This is a genomic window from Actinomadura montaniterrae, from assembly GCF_008923365.1.
GTDB lineage: Bacteria > Actinomycetota > Actinomycetes > Streptosporangiales > Streptosporangiaceae > Spirillospora > Spirillospora montaniterrae.
In genome coordinates this window covers 17,872-34,090 of the sequence record NZ_WBMR01000094.1, presented here as the reverse complement: position 1 = coordinate 34,090, position 16,219 = coordinate 17,872, and the positions used below count along the sequence as shown (strand labels likewise).

Sequence of the window (16,219 nt, the reverse complement as noted above, 5' to 3'; positions counted from 1 at the left end):
GGGCTCTGGCTCGGGTACCGGCGGCTCGGGCAGCGGCAGCGCGGGCGGCTCGGGCGGTTCCGGTGGCGGCCCCTCCGGCGCCCGCCCAGGTGGCGGCGCGCCCGGCGGTACGCCGGGTTCTCCGGCGGGCGGCAGCCCGTCCACCGGCTCGGGCTCGTCCGGCGGCGGCTCCGGCCGAGGACGCGACGATGCCCCGTCCGGCGGCTCGACCCCGTCCCGCTCCGGCGGCGACGGCCCCACCCCCGGCGACGAGCACACCTCACCGTCCAGCGGCACCACCGACCCGGCAGGCCGCACCGAGGCCCCGGCCGGTGAGCACACCACCCCGTCGCCCACCGAGCACGCCCCTCCCTCGGACGGCGAGCACAGGCCCACGGCGGACGGCGAGGCGCCCACCGGCGGCGACACCACGCCCCCGGCCACCGAGCACACCACTCCACCCGCAGGCGGCGACCCCACCCCGGAATCTGGCGGCGAGCACACCCGGACGCCGGGCGACGACGCGGCGACCGGCGGCGAGACCACGCCGCCCGCGACCGAGCACACCACGCCGTCCGCAGGCGGCGACCCCACTCCCACGTCAGGCGGCGAAGCACCATCCGGCGGGCGCACCGAGGCTCCGGCCGGCGGCGGCACCGCTCCGGCCGGTGGCACGGCCACGCCTCCGGCGAGCGGGAGCACCACGACGCCGACCGGCGGCAGGACGACGTCCGAGGGCGGCGGCACGACGCCCTCCGGTGGCGCCTCCACGCCCTCCGGCGAGCACGGCTCCGCCCCGACCGGCGGCGGCTCCCCGACCGGCGGCGGCTCCGCGTCCGGGGATGGCGGCGGCTCCACGGCGACCGGCGGCGGTTCGGAGCCGTCGGACGGCGGAGCGCTGCCCGGCGGCGACCCGTCCGCGCCCGAAGGCGGCGAGGTCCCGCCCACCACCACGTCCGGGACGTCCGACTCGCAGGACGGCGGCCACTCCACCGCCGACCTCCCCGACGCGATGGAGGCGCCCGACCACGGCGGGTCCGACGCGTCGAACGGCCAGTCCGGCATCATCGCGGGCGTGCCCATGCCGATGGGCGGCATGGGCGGTATGGGCGGCGGTTCCGCCCTGCGCGGCGGCGGTGCGTCCGGCGGGTCCGGTGGCACGCGGGTCCGCACGTCCACGCCGTCGTCCGGCTCGGGACGGTCCGAGCCCACGTCGCGCTCGCCGCAGGAGCCGGGGAGCCGCGTCCCGAAGCCGTCGCGGCCGGGTGACGGCACCACCGGCACGCCCGGCGAGGACGGTGCGCAACCGCCGCACGAGACGCCGTCCGGCCCGGGCATGGAGAACGCCCAGCCGCCGCACGAGCAGGCGCCCCCCGGGCAGGAGGACGGACGGACCCCGTCCGAGCACACGCCGTCCGACGCGGAGAACGCGCAGCCCGCGCCCGACGCGCCGTCCGGCGACGAGGGCGGCCGGCCCGCGCCGGAGCGTCCCCTCACCGACGACAACACCCCCGCCGACCCCGCCGAACACCCCATCCAGAACCTCGACGACCAGGGCGTCGTCCGGCCGGACGGCCCGCAGAGCGACGCCGCGCCGGGGCCGGAGCACGCGCCGTCCGGCGACGAGGGCGGGCAGCCCGCGCCCGAGCGCCCGCTCACCGACGGCGACCCCGGCGAGCGTCCCATCCAGGACGTCGACGACCAAGGCGTCGTGCGCGGTGACGCGCCGCAGGACGGCGAGCCCGCACCCGGCGAGCCCGCACCCGGCGAGCCCGCACCCGGCGACGGCGGCCCGTCGCGGGAGAACGACGCGCCGTCGCCGCGGAACGCCGAGCCGGCGGACGGCTCCGGCACGCCGGAGGAGCACCCCAAGCAGGCCGGGACGCCCGGTGAGCACGAGCAGCCGGAGGCGTCCGGCCCGCACGACGGCCAGGGCGACGACGGCACCGGCGACCACGGCACGGACGACGCGTCCGGCGACGGCGGCGACGGCACCACCCACGATCTGGGGGACGCCGAGCACGAGGCCCGCGAGATCCTGTCGCAGTTCGGCGACGACGCGCCGAGCGTCGACTTCACGTCCCGCCCGATCGACCCGGCGGCCGCCGCCGAGATCAACCGGGCCCTCGGCCGGCTCGCCGCCGACTACCCCGGCACGATGCAGCGACTCAACCGCATCGAGTCGATCCAGATGCCGCCCAACGAGAGCGACACCCTCGCCTACGCCCGGACGGGCGGCCCCGACCAGGGCATCTACATCAACGACGACGCGTTCGGCGACAACGCGGCGCGCAACGCGGAGGGCGCCGACGAGGAGGCGGACGGCTTCACCGTCCCGGGCGGCGGGTCGACCGAGGGCGTGTTCACGCACGAGTTCGGGCACCAGCTCGGGCAGCGGCTCCTGAACGACCCGGTGATGCGGGCCGAGCTGAACAAGGCGATCTCCGACGCGCTCGGCGTCCCCTACGACGCCACGCAGCCGCACGACGCCGCCATGAAGACCCGTATCGAGAACGCGCTGTCGCAGTACGGGGCGACCAACCCGCACGAGCTGATGGCGGAGGCGTTCACCGAGCACCGCCTCGCTGAGAACCCGCGCGCGCTCGCCCGGGCCGTCGGCGACGTGATGGACCGCCACTTCCGCGGCGAGGCGCCCACGAGCACCCCGTCCGCGAATGACGGCGGTACTCCGGGCAACCGCGTCTCCCACGACGACACGCCCGGCACCGACCGGGGCACCCCCGAAGGCACGCCCGGCACCGACCGGGGCACTCCCGAGGGCGCGCCGCGGACCGGCGACGACACCACCGACCCGTCCCGCGCCCCGCATGACCAGGGCACGGGCGAGGGGACGCCTCGCCACGACGACGGTCAGATGCGCCCGGACGACGGCCGTCCGCGCACCAACGAGACCGAACCGGGCCAGGGCGAGACCCCGCCCCGCCACGACAGCGGGCAGCTCCCCACCGACGACGGCCGCCCGCACGAGAGCGGCCCCGGCCGCGACAAGGAGCCCGCGGGCCACGACGGCGGCGAACGCCGCCCGGCCGGCGACGAGACCGAACCGCGCCCCGACGAGGGACGTCCGCGCTCCAACGACACCGAACCCCGCCCGGACGACGGCCGCCCGCACGAGAGCGGCCCCGGCCGCGACAAGGAGCCCGCGGCCCACGACGGCGGCGAACGCCGCCCGGCCGGCGACGAGACCGAACCGCGCCCCGACGAGGGACGCCCGCGCTCCAACGACACCGAACCGCGCCCAGACGACGGCCGTCCGCGCACCAACGAGACCGAACCGGGCCGCGGCGAGGCCCCGCCGCGCCACGACAGCGGCGAACTCACCCCCGGCGAACGCCGCCCGGCCGGCGAGACCGAGCCCCACCCCGGCGGGCGGGCGCCCGGCGAGGACGGCCCGCAGTTCCGGCGGTCCCGCCCCGGCGAGGACGGGTCCGACCCCGCTGGCGGCGACGGCGCGAACCCGCCGCCCGACACGCCGTCCGGCACGTCGCCCGACGAGCCCCGGATGCCGCACCAGCAGGCCGAATGGGACCCGCCGCAGGACGCCCACGACAGGTCGATCGACCTCGACCCCACCCAGCGGGTGGTGGACGCGGACGGCCTGCTGCCCAACTCGCGCTACACCGTCCACGAGGTCGGCCCGGACGGCCGGAGGACCCCGCGCAGCGTCGCCTACACCGACCGCAACGGCGAGGTCAGCCACGTCACGAACTACACCTCGGACGAGCCCGGCGCCCGCGTCGTCCCGCCGAACGACAACGTCGACGTCACGCGCCCGGAGCCGGGCGTCACGCACCGGGTCGACCTCGGCCATGTGAACCCGCACGTCTTCACCGGCGAGGAGAACGCCCACGGGCAGGGCTCGGCCCCGTCCGCCGTCCGGTTCGACCCGCCCGCCGACGCGACGCCGCACCCGTGGCCCGGCCGGTACGACCCCAGCACGCAGGGCCCCTTCAGCAACCAGCCGAACCTGCCCAGGAACGCGCGCATCGAGGTCACCGGTCCGGACGGCAAGCTGCACGGCGTCTTCTGGACCGACCGCGAAGGCAACATCACCCACGTCCGGACCTGGTACGGCGACAAGACGCGCGGCTTCAACCCCGAGCTCGGCGACAGCACCCGGACCACCGCGCAGGACATCCCGAAGCCGAACACCCACTACCTGATCGAGCCGCACGACCGGTTCGAGGTGAGCAACCCCAGCCGCCTCGACCCGCCCGACGCCGCCCGCCACGGCGACTTCACCGACAACGGCGTCGAGCCGGGCACGTTCATGTACCACACGGACGAGCACGGCCAGGCGGACACGGCCACCGGGCGCCCCGAGTACGACGCGGGCCACAAGCAGCGCAACGAGGGCGTGCAGACCGACGTCGGCCACATCGGCGGCGGCAGTCCCGCCACGGCCTCGTCCAACCACCCGGGCGAGTACCCCGGCGGGTCCTTCGACGGCGGCCACATCTTCCCGCACGAGGGACGCGGCCCCGGCGAGCGGATCAACTACTTCCCGCAGGAGAGCAAGACGAACCGCGGGAACAGGGGCGCCGACTTCGAGCCCAGCGAGAGCTGGCGCCGCTCGTTCGAGGCGCACCTGCACTCCCAGCACCGGGCCGGGCACACGATCGACCGGATCGACTTCTTCCCCGAGCCGAACGGGGACCACGTCACGCCCGAGGTCGTCCACGTCCGCTGGACGGAGACCGTCCCGAGCCCGATCCCGGGCGGCGAGCCGACCGTCTACACGCACTACCGGAGCTACCACAACCTGGAGCCGACCCTCCGCAACGGCGGTTCCCCGGGCGGCCCCACTCCCCCGGCGAGCAATGGCCCCGCGACGGGCGGCTCCCAGCCGCCGGCGCACCCGGTCGGGTCGGACGCGCCGCAGCCCCGCATGCGCGGCCCGCGGCCCGAACCAGGCGACCAACGCGTCGCCGGCCGCGACCCGGCCCCCGAGTCGTCGCCCCCCCAACCGCGCACGGAGCCGTCCAGCCCCGAACCGCGCACCACCGACCCGTCGAGCACCGAACCGCGCACGGCCGAGCCGTCCAGCACCGAACCGCGTACCGGCGAGCCGTCCGGTTCCGAGCCGCACGCTGCCCAGCCGCGTTCCGCCGAGCCGTCCAGCACCGAGCCGCACACGGCCGAGCCGTCTGGCGCGGACCCGCATACGGCCGCACCGCGCGGGACCGAGCCGTCCGGCACCGAACCGCGGGCGGGTGAGCCGCGGGCGGGTGAGCCGCGGGAGTCCGGGCCGGGAGCCCGTGGGGCGGACGAGCGGCCCGGTTCCGAGGCGGCGGCGACGCCGGAGGCGTCGCGTCCGGACGCTCGGTCGCATTACGGCTGGTACGAGTCGGAGTCGCCGAGCACGGCGCCCAGGCCCGAGGCGGGTGCCGGGAGTCCGGGACGGTCGTCCACGGTCGGCTCGCCGGGGCCGCATCGGACGGAGGGCACCGCGAGCCCGGGGAGCCGGTCGCCGGAGACGGCGCGTCCCGGGGAGGCTCCTCGGGGCGAGAGCGCGGTTCCGCCTGGCGGCGAGGGGGTTCGCCCGGACGCCGCGCGTCCTGGAGGCACCCCTCGTGCGGAAGACGGCACCCCTAGCACGGACACCGCTCCAAGGGCGGCGGACGCGCGCCCGGAGACCGAGAACGCGCCGTCCCCGAGTGAGGCGGGACGCGGCGAGGGCCCGGTGCGGCTGGAGAACGAGGCGTCCGCACCGCACCCGGACGCGCAGCCGCGCTCGCGGGGGCCGGCGGAGCCGGAGGGCGAGCGGCCCCGCACCGCCGATCCGGAGCTGATGCGCCGGATCCAGGAGAACGAGCAGATCCGGCAGGTCGTCGACCAGGCGCGCGACACGGTCGTCAACGACCGCGGCGACCGGCTCGGCGACCTCCTGGACGACGACCTGCGCAACCGGCTGCCGGACCATCCGGAGCTGGCGCGGATCATCGAGGGGAACGGGCCGCCGCCGCTGACCCGCGCGGAGCAGGCGATCCACGACTCGCTGCTGGCGAGGCCGCGGACGCTGCACAGCCTGCTGACCCACCCGGAGGCCGTCCACGTCCTGGAGGAGTCGATCCGGGAGGTGAACGAGCGGGGTCCGGACGCGGTCCTGGCCGACGGGCCCGCGCAGCCCGTCCGGACGCCGCTGGAGGACTGGCAGCAGGAGATCAGCGACCGGGTCATCGGCGAGATCGGCACCTCGAAGGCGCCGGGCCAGCCCGGGTTCGATCATGAGGCGCTGGCGGAGGAGCGGGCGAGGGCCGGCGAGGGCCGGCCGATCCCGAAGGACAGCCCGCTGGTCAACGACTACCTCGACGACCTGTACCGGGCGGCGGAGGAGCAGCGCGGCACGCTGCACGACGTCCTGCGCGATCTCGCGAACGAGCCGGACGACGCGAAGATGCGGCCGGGCGCCAAGGACCGGGTGCGCGCCCTCGACAAGATCATCAACGAGAACAACGGCGACGCCTCCACGCTGAACGACCTGCTGGGCGGCAAGGTCCAGTTCGACAGCGTCGCGGACCTGTACCGCGCGCTCGACCGCGTCCAGGACGTGACGGCGCGGCACGGCGTGGACGTGGTGTCGATCAAGGACCGGCTGCGCAGCCCGCAGCCGAGCGGCTACCGCGACATCCGGATGACGGTGCGGATGCCGAACGGGCACATCGGCGAGCTGCGCCTGCATCTGCGGTCGTTCGACGCCGTCGCCGACCACGAGCATTCGCTGTACGAGGTCTCGCGCGACCTGCCGAACGTCGCCGACGAGCAGGCCGCGCGGGGCGCGCGCGAGCCGGGGCTGACGAACGAGGAGCGGGCCGTCGTGGAGGCGGTCAACCGGCGCCTCAACGAACAGTTCAAGGACGCCCTGGACCAGGCGCTGCCGCCGCACCTGCGGAGCACGCCCGTGGAGGAGCCGCCGGAGCCGCAGCACCGCGACGCGGGCCCGCAGCACGCCCCGTCCGAAGGCCACGCGCCATCCGAAGGCCACGCCCCGTCCGAAGGCCGCGCGCCATCCGAAGGCCATGCGCCATCCGAAGGCCACGCGCCGCCGGAGCATGGGACGCACGAGCCCGCGGAGGGCACCCACGAGGGCGAGCAGACCCACGAGGGCGAGCACGAGCCCGCGGAGCCGGGCGAGACCGCGATCCCCGCGGACCTTCCGCCCCACCTCCACGAGGTGTTCCGCGGCAGCGACGAGACCCCGGCGGGCCGGTCGTTCCACGACCCGTCCGACCCGGCGATGCGCGACCTGGCGCAGCGGGTCCCGGCGGACCCGCACCGGTTCGTGGTGGACGGGCACGGCGACGCGGACGGGCTGCGGCTCGGCGGCGGGCGCCGGCTCGGCGCGGACGACCTCGCCGACCTGATCCGCAACGACCCGAACTGGAACGGCCGCGAGGTGCTGCTGCTGTCCTGCCACACCGGCGACGGCGAGTTCGCCGCCCGGCTGGCCGAGCGGCTCGGCGTCCCGGTCGTGGCGCCGCACGGCCTGGCCTGGTCGGACGGCGACGGGAACGTGTACGCCTCGTCCGGCCATCCGGACGCGGACGGGCAGGTCCGGCCGGGCCTGCCGCCGGACGGCTCGTGGACCGCGCATCACCCGGACGGCACGACCGCGCCCGCGGGCGAGGGCGGCTACGCCCCCGGCCACCGGGGCGGGGACGACGCGCACTCGCGCGGCGACGCGGAGGCCCGCGGGCTGCGGGACTGGTTCCGGCGCCGCCGCGACCCCGAACCGCCCGCCGCCGGCAACGGCTGGAACGGCGGCCCGCCGCACACCGGCCACGCAGGGCACGCAGGGCACGCCGATCCGCGGCGTCCGGCGCCGGGCTACGGCGCCCCACACACCCCGTACAACCCGGTGGCCCATCCCGGCGCGACGCCGGCCGCCCACCCTGGGGCCACCCCCGCCGCACACCCCGGCGCGACGCCGGGTGCCCACCCGGGCGTCCACGCAGGCGCGAACCTCAACGTCCACCCCGGAGCCACGCCGGCGGCGCACCCCGGAGCCCATCCGGGTGCGCATCCAGGCGTGCACGCCGGAGCCAACCCGGTCGCGCACCCCGGTGCCGCTCCGGGCGGTGCCCCCGGTGTCCGGCCTGGTGCGAACCCCGGCGCGGGTCCCGGTGGACGGCCCGCCGCCCATCCGGGGACGGCTCCGGGCGGCCGTCCCGCCGCAGGCCCTGGCGTCCCGCCGAACGCGCGTCCCGCCGCGCACCCCGGCACCGCGCCCGGCGCCCGTCCCGGCACGACACCGACCGCACACCCCGGTACCAACCCGGCCGCGCACCCCGGCGCCAGCCCGGCCGCGCGCCCAGGAACGCACCCGGGCGCGGCCCCCGGCACCCACCCCGGCGCGCACCCCGGCACCCCCGCCGGAACGCATCCCGGAGCGCATCCCGGAACGCATCCGGGCGCCCACCCGGGCACGCATCCCGGCGCCCACAACCCCGCCGCCGGCCATCCCGCGGCGCACCAGCCGGGCGAGCACGCGCATCCCGGCGGGCCGCACCACCAGGAGATCGGCCACGTCGACTCGGACACGGTCCGCCGGTTCGACAGCGACCACGACGGCGAACTGTACGGCGAGACGCGGCTCGGGCACGTGTTCCAGCAACTCCCGCCGCATCTCCAGCAGGCGGTGCACTGGTACACGGTGCAGTCGATGCCGAACCCGCACCTGCGGCCCGGCGCGGACGTCGGCCGGTACCTGAACCAGGTGCGGCTGGAGGAGAACTACGCGCGGCACCTGATGTACCTGAACGGCGGCAGCATGCCGGTCGACTCGCATGCGCTGAACGCTATGTGGCGCCGTCCGGACCTGACGGACTACCAGCGGCAGATCGTCCAGTACGTCCTGTCGCATGAGAGCCCCGAGCTGCGGCTGCAGGAGATCTGGCGGCAGCACCAGGACCACGAGCGGCTGAGCCAATACCTCGGTGGGGAGCCGACGCCGGAGGCGTTCTGGCGGCGGATCGCCGAGCTGGACCAGGCGCTGCACCAGCCGCTGCTGGAGCCGGTCGAGACGGTCCGCGGCCTGCACGACGTGTCGTTCCTGCTCGCTCCGGACGGCACGCCGCTCGGGAACCGGGACCCGCGGATGCTGATCGGTATGACCCAGACGGAGCCGGGCTACATGTCGACCTCGCTCGGGGTGAACCCGACGGTGGTGGACGGGAACCCGTTCGAGTTCCGGATGCGGATGCGGCTGCCGGAGGGCGCGCACGGGCTCTGGATGGGCACCCGCAGCGCCTATCCGGACCAGCGGGAGCTGATCCTGCCCCGAGGCACCCGATATCGCATCACGAACGTCGTCCATACTGGATTCACCTGGACGCAGACCAGGGACGGCGGCTGGGTGCAGCGGCCCACGTTCGACATCTGGGCGGACGCGCATCCGCCCCGCTGACGCCCCGCGCAGGGGACGCGCACAGGGGACGCGGCGCGGAAACGGGGCGCCGCGCGGAGGGACACGGCGCGAACGGGACGCCGCGCAGATAACGGGACGGCCATGCAGATTCGGAAGGGACAGATGCCATGAGCACCCCGCCTCACCCGGGCGGTAACAGCGGGTACCCGGGCATGCCCTGGTCTCCCGACCCTTCGCGGCCGCTGCCGTCCCCGGGCGGCGCGCACGACCCGCTGGACCTGCCGCCCGCGCCGGCGCTGCCGGGGGAGCCGGTCCCGCCGCCGGAGAGCTACGAGCGCTCCACCCGGCAGCGGGTGCTCTACCTGCCGGTCATGGCGGGCGGTGATCTCCTCGGCTACGTGTGGGCCGCCGAGAGCAACACCAAGGCGTGCGGGTTCATCCGCAACCTGGCGTTCTTCGAGCGGAGCCTGGACGCGTCGTCGCTGTGGAACCGGCGGCTGGACCAGTCGTACGGCGAGGGCCTGCCCGCGCAGGACGCGGTGCGCCGGTGGCGCGGCGCCCCGGAGGACCCGGAGGGCGGCGCGATCCCGGCGGACGCGCAGGAGCAGTGGGCGCAGAGCCTGAGCGAGCTCGGCGCGTCGCTGAACCCGGACGCCCCTCGCTCGCCCGGCCCGCTCGTCCAGGACGGCCTGTACCCGGACGGGACGCCGGCGGACCGGTCGAAGGGCTGGGGTCCGCTGGTCAGCGCCCCGATGCCGGCGTATCCGGAGGAGACGGCGGGGCCGGTCGTACACCTGCCGGTGGTGCTGGGCGGGAACCTCGTCGGGTACGTGTGGGCGGCGGTGTCGGGCGACGCGGCGGGCTACCTGCGGCGCGTCCCGGCGGGCCGGGCCGGGGAGATCGCGACCGGGCTGTGGAAGGCGCGGCTGTCGGACGCGTACGAGGCGGGCGTCAACGCCGTGCAGGCGATCCGGGCGTTCCGGGGGCTGCCGGAGGACCACCTGTCCGGCACCGTCCCGGCGGACGCGGCCGAGCAGCAGGCCCCGGGCCTGGCCGACCTGCGGCGGCTGGCGGAGCAGTGACCACCCGCTCCGGCCTGCGGCGACGCCGCCCTATCCTCGGACCGAACCCCCTTGTCCGCCGTAACGGAGATCGACTGCAATGAGCCCGGCGAGGAAGACACATCCGCGCTACTTCACCTACAACGAGCGGCCGGTCGTCTTCGTGGAGCCGCCGGGCGGCGGGCTGGACTGCGTGGCCTGCACGCCCTGGGCGGGCGACTTCGTGCGGGAGACGCGCTACATCAGCGAGATCAACTTCAACCGCGACGCCGACATCGAGGAACTGCCGTTCGAGGACTTCGTGCCGGCGGTGGAGCTCTTCCGGGCGCGCAACGGGCTCGGCGAGGGCGCGGTGAAGGCCCTGTACGAGACCATGATCGGCTTGGAGGAGACCGCCGAGCAGGAGCGCCGCCCGCTGAGCGCGGAGGAGCGGGCGCTGATCCGCTCGATCGGCAAGCGGACCCATCCGCTGTTCGAGGAGTACCTGAGCGGGCGCGGCCTGGCGGGGACGCCGCCGCCGGTGCCCGCCGCGCTGCGGGTCGCGCGGGTCTTCGACGAGATCGGCGCCGACGGCACCCCCCGCTACGACCGGCCGCCCGTCCCGGAGCACGAGCTCGACGGGCTGCTGCGCTACCTGCGGGAGGCGCCGATCGTGCTCGCGGCGCGCGGCTACGACACCGACCGGCTCGATCCGGCGCGTCCCGCCGAGGTGCCGCTGACGTACCACACCGACGGGACGTGGATCTGGCCCGGCGCGGTCCACTACTACCTGCGGGTGCACGGCGTCCCGCCGGAGCCGCGCCTGGTCGGGTACGCGTCCGCCGAGAACTTCCGGGTCCCGGAGGTGGACGAGCAGACCCGCGCCGAGGCCGTCGCGACGATCAACCGGCCCGCGGAATGACCGGCGCCCCGTCCGCCCTCCCGCAGGACGAGCACGACCTGACGGACGCGCTCGCGCCCGAGAGCCCGATCCTGTTCTACCGGGCCCGCCGCCTCCTCGGCGACTGGACCAGGGACGGCGCCGCCCGCTTCCGGGTCGGGCGCCTGGAGGACGGCTGCTGGTCGGTGCTGCGCGTCGAGGACGGCTGGCGGTCCGTCCGCACGGACGGCGACCGTCCCGCCGCAGGCGACCGTCCCGCCGGGGGCGACCGTCCCGCCGGGGGCGAGGCGCACGAGGCGGCCCGCGCCGCCGTAACGCACGAGACGGCCCGCGCCGCCGTGGCGCACGCGGTCGGCGGCCTGCTCACCGAGGCGGGCACCGGCCTCAACCCGAAGATCTTCCAGATGGCGGGGATCGTCCGCCCGGGGCCGGACGACCGCACCGACCGGGGCCCGTGGCACCTCACCGAGGCCGGCGAGCGGCTGCGGGCCGAGTCGGAGGACGCGCCCCGGCCGGGCCCCGAGGTGCCGTGCGTCCCGCTGGAGCGCCTGCTCGGCCGCGAGCGCGGCTACTTCACGCTGCGCCGCGAGCCCGCCCCGGAACGCGGCGGGTTCGTGACCGTCCACCGGGTGTTCGAGCTGGCCGCCCGCGACCGGCTCCCCGGTGACCCCGGCGAGCCCGCCGAGACGCTCCCGGAGGGCACCGTCCTCGACGGGTACGGCGCCACCGACCAGGTGTTCCTGTACGAGCCCGGCACGCCGTTCCACAAGCGCGGCCTCCAGGGCATGCCCGAGATGTACGAGCACCGCTTCTACGAGGTCCGGCGGCCGCTGCGCGTCCACCCCGCGTTCCCGCTCGAGCACACGATCGTCGCCCGCGGGCGGACGACCGGCACCGGCCGCGGCTTCTACCTCGTCGACTCCGTGGCCGATCTCCTGCGGGACGGCCGCCTGGCCGAGGCCACCGGACCGCGCGAGGAGACCGCACCATGACCCCGGAGGACGAGAAGGCCCACCTCCAAGGGCTGATCGACGAGGTCGTCCGGCTGCTCGGCGGCGGCTGGCGCGACGCCCGGCTCGCCTACCGCGCCGTCGGCGGCCACGAGGTGATCGAGCTCACCGGCCACGAGGACGGCTCCGCCCCCGGCGCCGTCGCCCGCGCCGCGCGGCTCGTCCCGGGCACCGCGATCCCCGCGCTGCTGCGCCGCCACCGGGAGATGACCTACCACCCCGACTACGGCGCCTGGATGTCCCTCACCTACTCGATCTGGAACCGTCCGGACGGGCCGGAATGGGGCGTCGAGGCCGACCAGCCCGACGAGTTCGCCTGGACGGACGAGATCGCCCCGGCCGACGCCGCCGCCGAACTCGCCCGGTTCCCCCGTCCCGACGCGTACGTCCCCGGCTGGCTCGGCCGCCTCAACGCCCTGCACGCCGCCGGCGAGGCGTTCGACCCGGACGCCCTCCGCACGGCCCCGCAGGACGAGGACGACCTGACCCGGCAGCTGCCGCCAGGCCTGGAATCCCTGTTCTCGCGGGCCCGCGAGAAGCTCGCCGACTACGTCCCGGGCGTCGACCGCCTCCGCGTCGGGACCGTCGCCGACGGCTGCTGGACGATCGCCCGCACCGACGGCGCGTGGCTCGCCGTCGGGCCCGACGCGTCCGTCCGGCCCTTCGACGACCCGCGCGCCGCCACCGTCCACGCGATGGCCGGCGTCATGGCCGGCGCGGACCTGGAGATCAACAGCCAGGTCCTGCACGCCGCCGGGATCATCACCAGGCAGCGCTCCCCGCGCAAGAAGCAGGACGCGTGGAACCTCGCAGCGGACACCGACTCGCCGGTCACCCGCACCTACTCCTCGCCCCGCCCCTCCGCGCCCGGCCCGTACATCGCCCTGGAGGGGATGGCCAACCGGCCCGGCGGCTACTTCGTCTGCTTCCCCGGCCCGGCCCCCGAGCACGGCCCGTACGCCTCCGTCCACGAGATCTGCGGCCTGCTCGCCGCGACCGGCCTCCCCGTCCCGGCCCCCGCCGCCGAACCGGAACCCGCAGGACCGGCCCCCGAGCCGCCGAGCGAGACCCTCCCGGCGGGCAAGGAGGTCGACACCTACCACGACCCCGCCGACCGGTTCGTCTTCGAGATCGGCACGCCCTGGCTGCGCCGCGGCCACAACAACCTGCACGGGCTCACCTACCGGGTGTACCGCGTCCAGCAGCCGCTCCGCGCCTATCCCGTCCTGTTCGAGGTCGGCCCGATCGGCTCCGGCACGCCCCCGGAGGAGACCGGGATGGGCTATAACCTGGTCCACCCGATCGCCGACCTCGTCGCGTCCGGCCACCTCGTCGAGATCACCGGGCCCGGCGGCGAGCCCGGCCCCACCGTCCACCGGCCAGAGGAGCAGCCATGACCCAGCCCGCCGGTCCGGCCCCCGGCCGCGGCCCCCTCCCCTACGACCAGGCCCGCTACCAGGAGCTCACCCGCGGCATCGCGGTGCTGCTGGCGCAGGCCGCCCCTTCCGGCTGGCGCCGCGTCGACCTGCGGATCATGATGACGGTCGCGGTGTCCGACGCCGCCCTGACCGTCGCGATGGACGACGGCACCACCCGCCCTACCGAGATGCCCCGCGACATCCTCGACATGGCCGCCGAGCTCCGCTCCATCATGTACCGGCAGGACCGCGGCACCTGGCTGAGCATGCGCGTCATGCTCGACCCGCCCGGCTCCTACTACACGAGCTTCAACAACGACTACGACCCGCACTGGGAACCCGATATCCCGGACGACGCCTACGCGCAGGACCTCGCCGCGTTCCCCCGCGCCGAGGAGAACGTCCCCGGCTGGCTGCGCGCCCGCACGGGCCGCCCGGAACTGCCGCCCGAGCCCGTCCGGCCCCTCGGCCCCGTCGAGCAGAAGGACCTCCTCGAGGACGTCACCTCACTGCTCGTCGACGCGCTCCCCGCCGGCTGGCAGCAGGCCGACGTCTACCACAACGCCCTCGGGACCCACGCCGAGACCGTCTCGCAGCTCCTCATGTGCAACACCCACATGCCCCGTCTGTGGACGCCGCCGCCCGCCGCCGACGCCCTGTTCGGCCGCCTCCGCCGCGGCATGTACGCCGACGGCCTCGGCACCTGGTTCACCGCCCGCTTCCTGCTGACCTTCCCGTTCTCCTACCAGGTCGAATACACCCGCGACACCGAACCGCGCTGGAAGACCCGCCCGGAGCCGTCCGCCTACGCCGAGGACCTCGACCTGTTCCCCCGCACCCCCGACAACACCCCGGCCTGGCTCCACCCCCGCACCTGACCCGCGTCAGCGCTTCAGGGCGTCGAAGATCCGCGGCAGGAGCATCACGTTCTGGTTCTGCTGCGGCACCCGCAGGATCGGCTTGGCCGCGCCCCGCGCGTGGACGAAGTACCAGCCCTTGTCGAACGTGACGCCCTCGATGCCGTCCCAGCCGCGCGACACGTTCCCGCCGACGAACCCGTTCCGGTTGATCCGCACCTTGCCGACGTCGACCGTCTGCCCCGCCTCCACCGCGGCGAGGAACTGCCGCAGCAGCCGCGGCTCCACGTACGTCCTAGACAGGTCGACGAGGAACTGCCAGTCCGACGGCGGCGTGTTCGCCCGCAGCCCCGTCTCCTCGAACGCGATGCCGGGCGCCTCGTTGACGGGAAAGAACCCGATCTCGAAGTGGTAGTCCGTCGACGTGTGGACGCTGCCGATGTTCAACGGCCCCCGCATCCTCGTCTGCACCGCCGTGTACCCGACGAACTCCGCCTTCGCCAGCTCGATCGTCGTCCCGTCCCACGTGATCGCATGCGAGTCCGCATGCAACTCAACGCCATACCGAGTCTTATGCAAAACCGGCCCCTGCTGCCCCTGCGGCTGGCCCTGCTGAGGCTGAACGGGCTGCGGTTGCTGAGGCTGGACCTGCTGAACGGGCTGAGCAGGCGTCGCGTTAACGTGCTCGGTCCACCTCGTCCCATCCCACCAGCGATGCCCGCCCCCGCCGTACGGGTCCGCGTACCACCCGGCCTGAGTCAAGATCCACACCTCCCGGCAAACCACCGACCGCCCCGAACATATCCGCTCCCACCCCCAACAGACCGCCCCCAACCCCAAGGACGCCCGCACAAAGGCGACGGCGACGATGTCGGTGGGAGCTCCACGATAGAGAAGGTGGGCGAGGTCCCAGTAGCGAAGCGGACGGGCCTCCGCAGGGCAACCGCCTGACGCGACTAGCCGATCGCGGCTATTAGGATCTGACGCCGATTTGGCGAGTCGTCCGAGCTCACGGCGAACTGGACACCGACGAAGCGTGGGCCTGCCGAGACAGGCTCATTCAGAAAATTTTTTCATCACATCTTCCGCAAGCTTGTGGAAGGCGGGCTCGTGAGCATCAGCACAACCAGGCCCACAGCCCTTAACGCCCCCGTCCGGCTCGTAACTAATGAACACGACTATATCGTCGAAACGAAGGGCGATATGCATGTACCATTCACTGAAAGGGCTGAGCCACTCTCGGACTTCATCGACCCTTCCCTTTTTGTCGGGAGGCCGCACGACCGTTCCCGAGGAGCCGACATATCTGGCTATAACTTCCCCGGCACGCCACTTTCCATCCTTGCCGCCCTTGCCAGCATAGCGTTCCACCTCGACAACGAGTTCTTCGCGCCCTTCCGTCCACTTGCATATCGAGTGATCACCTGAAAACCGGTGCGCTCTTTTACTGGGATGCGCCACCAAGGGCGCAATATCCTCGGCGGATACCAGCGGGCAGGCGTTCGGGACACGATCCGTACGGTCGACCAAGAACCAGGTCACGCCCACCACGAGCACGAGACTTAGGAAGGCGCCCACGCCGAGCCGGCGGCGCGTCAGGCTCACCCGCATGTCACACCACACTCA

Annotated in this window: 8 protein-coding genes and 1 pseudogene; 6 read left to right on the top strand and 3 right to left on the bottom strand. The window is 74.9% G+C overall.

Annotated features, from left to right (window positions below; genetic code table 11):
- From F9B16_RS27740 to F9B16_RS27715, 6 genes are all read left to right on the top strand, one after another.
- Positions 1-9,406: ADP-ribosyltransferase (locus F9B16_RS27740; RefSeq protein WP_318839262.1), on the top strand; the 9,406-nt coding region annotated here is incomplete at its 5' end.
- Positions 9,407-9,534: 128 nt separating this feature from the next.
- The gene (locus tag F9B16_RS27735) at positions 9,535-10,449 is read left to right on the top strand and encodes a hypothetical protein (RefSeq protein WP_151543150.1); all 915 of its coding nucleotides are present in this window, start codon (positions 9,535-9,537) and stop codon (positions 10,447-10,449) included.
- 79 nt (positions 10,450-10,528) lie between these two features.
- Positions 10,529-11,329, top strand: a complete 801-nt coding sequence (locus F9B16_RS27730; RefSeq protein ID WP_151543149.1) for a hypothetical protein — start codon at positions 10,529-10,531, stop codon at positions 11,327-11,329.
- Entirely contained in the window at positions 11,326-12,300 is a 975-nt protein-coding gene (locus F9B16_RS27725) for a glycohydrolase toxin TNT-related protein (RefSeq protein ID WP_151543148.1), read from the top strand. Before F9B16_RS27730 ends, F9B16_RS27725 begins: the two co-directional genes overlap by 4 nt.
- On the top strand, positions 12,297-13,715 hold the full coding sequence (locus F9B16_RS27720; protein ID WP_151543147.1) for a glycohydrolase toxin TNT-related protein: 1,419 nt from the start codon (positions 12,297-12,299) through the stop codon (positions 13,713-13,715). Before F9B16_RS27725 ends, F9B16_RS27720 begins: the two co-directional genes overlap by 4 nt.
- Positions 13,712-14,614, top strand: coding sequence for a hypothetical protein (locus F9B16_RS27715; protein WP_151543146.1), 903 nt, complete (start codon positions 13,712-13,714; stop codon positions 14,612-14,614). Before F9B16_RS27720 ends, F9B16_RS27715 begins: the two co-directional genes overlap by 4 nt.
- Before the next feature lie 6 nt (positions 14,615-14,620).
- Here F9B16_RS27715 and F9B16_RS27710 read toward each other — a convergent pair whose 3' ends face one another.
- From F9B16_RS27710 to F9B16_RS27705, 3 genes and pseudogenes are all read right to left on the bottom strand, one after another.
- On the bottom strand, positions 14,621-15,145 hold the full coding sequence (locus F9B16_RS27710; RefSeq protein WP_225991994.1) for a hypothetical protein: 525 nt from the start codon (positions 15,143-15,145) through the stop codon (positions 14,621-14,623).
- A 114-nt stretch (positions 15,146-15,259) separates the two neighbouring features.
- Positions 15,260-15,364 (bottom strand): annotated as a pseudogene (locus tag F9B16_RS54205) (DUF2510 domain-containing protein); the annotation flags it as partial.
- Between the two features lie 285 nt (positions 15,365-15,649).
- Positions 15,650-16,204 carry a hypothetical protein gene (locus tag F9B16_RS27705; RefSeq protein ID WP_151543144.1) on the bottom strand — a complete coding sequence of 185 codons (555 nt, stop codon included), beginning with the start codon at positions 16,202-16,204 and terminating at the stop codon, positions 15,650-15,652.
- Positions 16,205-16,219 lie beyond the last annotated feature (15 nt).

What these genes read in the sequence shown, in the direction of transcription:
- F9B16_RS27735 (WP_151543150.1), top strand. Translation starts at nt 9,535, where the DNA reads ATGAGCACCCCGCCTCACCCGGGCGGTAACAGCGGGTACCCGGGCATG.
- F9B16_RS27730 (WP_151543149.1), top strand. Translation starts at nt 10,529, where the DNA reads ATGAGCCCGGCGAGGAAGACACATCCGCGCTACTTCACCTACAACGAG.
- F9B16_RS27725 (WP_151543148.1), top strand. Translation starts at nt 11,326, where the DNA reads ATGACCGGCGCCCCGTCCGCCCTCCCGCAGGACGAGCACGACCTGACG.
- F9B16_RS27720 (WP_151543147.1), top strand. Translation starts at nt 12,297, where the DNA reads ATGACCCCGGAGGACGAGAAGGCCCACCTCCAAGGGCTGATCGACGAG.
- F9B16_RS27715 (WP_151543146.1), top strand. Translation starts at nt 13,712, where the DNA reads ATGACCCAGCCCGCCGGTCCGGCCCCCGGCCGCGGCCCCCTCCCCTAC.
- F9B16_RS27705 (WP_151543144.1), bottom strand. Translation starts at nt 16,204, where the DNA reads ATGCGGGTGAGCCTGACGCGCCGCCGGCTCGGCGTGGGCGCCTTCCTA.